Origin of the sequence: Butyrivibrio sp. INlla21 (genome assembly GCF_900116875.1) — a bacterium.
Classification (GTDB): domain Bacteria; phylum Bacillota; class Clostridia; order Lachnospirales; family Lachnospiraceae; genus Butyrivibrio.
In genome coordinates this window covers 1-3303 of the sequence record NZ_FPCC01000057.1, presented here as the reverse complement: position 1 = coordinate 3303, position 3303 = coordinate 1, and the positions used below count along the sequence as shown (strand labels likewise).

Here is a 3303-nt window from a genome sequence, read left to right as displayed (position 1 = left end):
TCATTAGACGATATCGAAAGAGTAGCCGATAAGATCGATGATGTAGAAAGAGTTGTCGATAAGCTTGACGATGTTGAGAAAGTAGTAGATAAAGCCGGCGATGCCGCAGAGGTCACCTTAAAGAAGATAGACGACGCTGCAGAAGTTGCAGCAGGTGCTTCAGATGATGTGGCGAAAACCGCTTCAGAAGTTGAAAAGATTGATAATGCAGTTCAGACAGAAGAGGAAGTGGTAGAGGTTACTTTATCAAAAGAAAAGTATCCTGAATCTTCTCAGCATATAGAAGAAGCTATCAAAAATGGACAACCAGACACTCTAACTATAGATAGAAAGAATGCTAGAGCAAGACGAAAAGCTTCATTAGAGGATGTTGATTCAATAAAGGGTTTCGATAGAGATGAATATCCACCGGCTATGTCTTTAGAGGGTGGAAAATACTCTACTGGTTATAAGTATTGGAAGGAGTCGATTGATTTTCAAGGCAATAAAGTATATCAAAGAAATGATTTGTTTGACCCAGCTCAAGTGAGTTCGTGGAAAGACCATGGAAAGACTGTAACAGGAACTAATGTTGAAAGAATGGCTAGTGGTCGTGCTCCTATAGGTTATGATGGTAAATCTGTAAATCTACACCATTTATTACAAACTCCAGATGGTCCAATAGTTGAGGTTTCGCAGTCATTTCATAATAAGTATTATTCAACTATTCATATGAATACTGGTCAAAGTCCATCGATAATTGATAGAGATGTTTTCAAACAGTGGAAAAGTGATTATTGGATGAATCGTGCTTTAGATTTTGATTAAAGACTAACTATTAGAAGTCAAGTCTGAAACTTAAGATTTAGATCAAAACGCAGAAATGCGATTTGCATAGTGGCTGGGACTTATTTCCAGCAATCAGTTCCTTGAAAATTGCATGACAAACAGAGCATCCGATTGGGTACTCAAACAGAAAAGGTATATCTGATTGATTAGCTCGGAGAGTAAGCTTGTCCGGTTAGTTCCATCCTATAGATGGTTCGGATCAGCTTTTTCGCCGCATGTGATATGGCTACATTGTAGTGCTTGCCTTCGGATATTTTTCTTCCGAGATAGATGCCGAAGGATTCATCCCATTTACAGACAAACTTTGTGGCGTTAAAAAGCGCATACCGTAGGTATCGTGACCCACGTTTCTCCATGTGCGAGTGCGATGAATCAAGCTGCCCGGATTGATATGTTGATGGAGATAATCCTGCATAAGCGAGAATCTTGTCTGCATTATCGAAGCGCTCAAAATCACCTACTTCCGCCAGAATCATCGCTCCCATACGGTAACTGATACCGGGGATGGTCATTATCGGGGATTGCATTTCATCCATGATTGCTTTTATGGAGGCTTCGATTTCTTCAATCTCTTCGGAAAGTATCCAGATGAGATGAATGGTATGTCGTAGTTCCATGGATTTTGCGTCCATAGGTGTGCCGATAGAATCGATAGCGGCATTCCTGATCTCGATAGCTTTATCACGACTGTATCGCCCTTTAGAAGAAGTTTCGAGAAGCTTTTTGAGATGTGTCAAATGACATCTTGCAATGTAATCGGCACCAGGAAACTCTTCTAAAAGAGTGTAGACGGAATTCAAGTGAAGAGTTGGAACGAGCTTTTCCAGTTCAGGAAAAAGAATGTTTACAAGCCTTGCCAGAGATGCCTTGAGCTTGGAACGTTCATGAACCTTGTCAAAGCGATAGCGGGTTAATGATTTCAACTCTTCGTTGTGATATGATGTTTCCGAGTAGGGCTTGAGTGTCCTATCGGTCATCAACATCATAGCAATCGAAGAGGCATCGACTTTATCCGTTTTCGTCTTTCTAAGGCTTAGACCTTTTCTGTAAAGATTTGTGTGTAGCGGGTTGATAACAACGGTCGGGAAACCTTTATCAACGAGCGACGCCAGAAGATTGTTAGAATAGTGACCGGTAGCTTCAAGACCTACTTTTATTTCTGTCTTGTCAGAAGTCACTTCTTCGATTCTGGAGAAAAGCTCATCAAAACCGACCTTGTTATTTGAAATGGTGAAGACTGGATAGAGCTTCCGGCCTTCGGCGTCAAGAATACAGCAGTCATGCTTGTCCTTGGCAACATCGATACCAACATAGATCATAAATGTGATCCTCCTTAAAAAGTATTTGATGCTGCTGTTATAAAGATCCACAGGGCTCTTTGCATGCTGTAACCTCGTTCTACATAAACCGTCATGCGGTATCTAACTGATTAACAATTAAACAAAGAGACTGTGGTTGGAGCCTTTATTAAACCGTCTACGCGGTAGGAGGAATGAACCAATCCACAGCATCTTTAACAGCATACCCAAACCTGTAGATAAGGTAAAGAATGGGTATGACTATATAATACGAGGAGGAAAAAACAATGTATGATGATTTAATTAAAGTTATTGAAGAGGCGGGTGATAGAGTTGAATTTGCTTCGTTTGGAGATGGTATATCTGATTATTGGATTGAATTGGCTGAAAAAAGATTAGGAATTATATTACCTAAGTCATATAAATGGTGGCTTAAAAATTATAATGGTGGAGAAGTATTTGGAGAAGAGATTTATAGTGTATATGGTATTGACTTCGATGAGGTTGTTGGAGGAGATATAGTTTATATAAATGAGTTGAGTAGAAAAAATAATTCGAGTTTTAAAGATAAACTGATTATATTAGAAGCTGATGATGAAGTATTTTACTTTGATTTATCAAATGGATTGAAAGATAATGAGTATCCTGTTTATGAGCTATATAGTAATACAATGTATGCTAATTCCTTTGCGGAGTTTTTAAAAAAACGAATAACTGAGTAGTTTTAATGATTGTCAATACCTTAGCACCACCAACCCCTTCCAATCAAATCCAACCAACTAAATGCTACCACTATCCCGAACCCGAAATAACTCTCTGCGAAGCAGAGTCAGATTATAAGGGTGAGGGTAGCGAGTTACGGTAGTAACGAGCAAGATATAGCGGTTTTAGCCCCTGTTGGGAATACTTTAGAAAAACAGAATAATGAATCTTCAGTTTAGTTCCATTAAGCTGATATCAAAGCACTCTTAGCAAAACTATTTTTGTTAGGAGTGTTTTCTTATGACTAAAATTCAATCTATTAATTCAAATCAACTTTATATCGCTCAGAATGCCGAAGTATCGCTGAAGTTAGCAGGTAAGTAAGCGTCAAATAATCCGCCTATGATTTAATCCGCAACTATGGTTTACTTTAAAAAACTGAAAAAACTAACTAGTTTTTTAAAGGAGGCCAGGT

General features: G+C 38.7%; 3 protein-coding genes. 2 read left to right on the top strand and 1 reads right to left on the bottom strand.

Features of this window, described 5'->3' with window-relative positions:
- The coding region (locus BM377_RS16455; protein ID WP_278291011.1) for an HNH/ENDO VII family nuclease at window positions 1-807 on the top strand (807 nt) is incomplete at its 5' end.
- Between the two features lie 167 nt (window positions 808-974).
- Here the strand turns inward: BM377_RS16455 and BM377_RS15955 are convergent.
- Window positions 975-2147 carry an IS110 family RNA-guided transposase gene (locus tag BM377_RS15955; protein WP_092250965.1) on the bottom strand — a complete coding sequence of 391 codons (1173 nt, stop codon included), beginning with the start codon at window positions 2145-2147 and terminating at the stop codon, window positions 975-977.
- A gap of 266 nt (window positions 2148-2413) precedes the next feature.
- Here BM377_RS15955 and BM377_RS15950 point away from each other — a divergent pair, with 266 nt between their 5' ends.
- Complete coding sequence (locus BM377_RS15950; RefSeq protein WP_092250963.1) at window positions 2414-2848, top strand: SMI1/KNR4 family protein; 435 nt, start codon at window positions 2414-2416, stop codon at window positions 2846-2848.
- The last annotated feature ends 455 nt before the right edge of the window (window positions 2849-3303 follow it).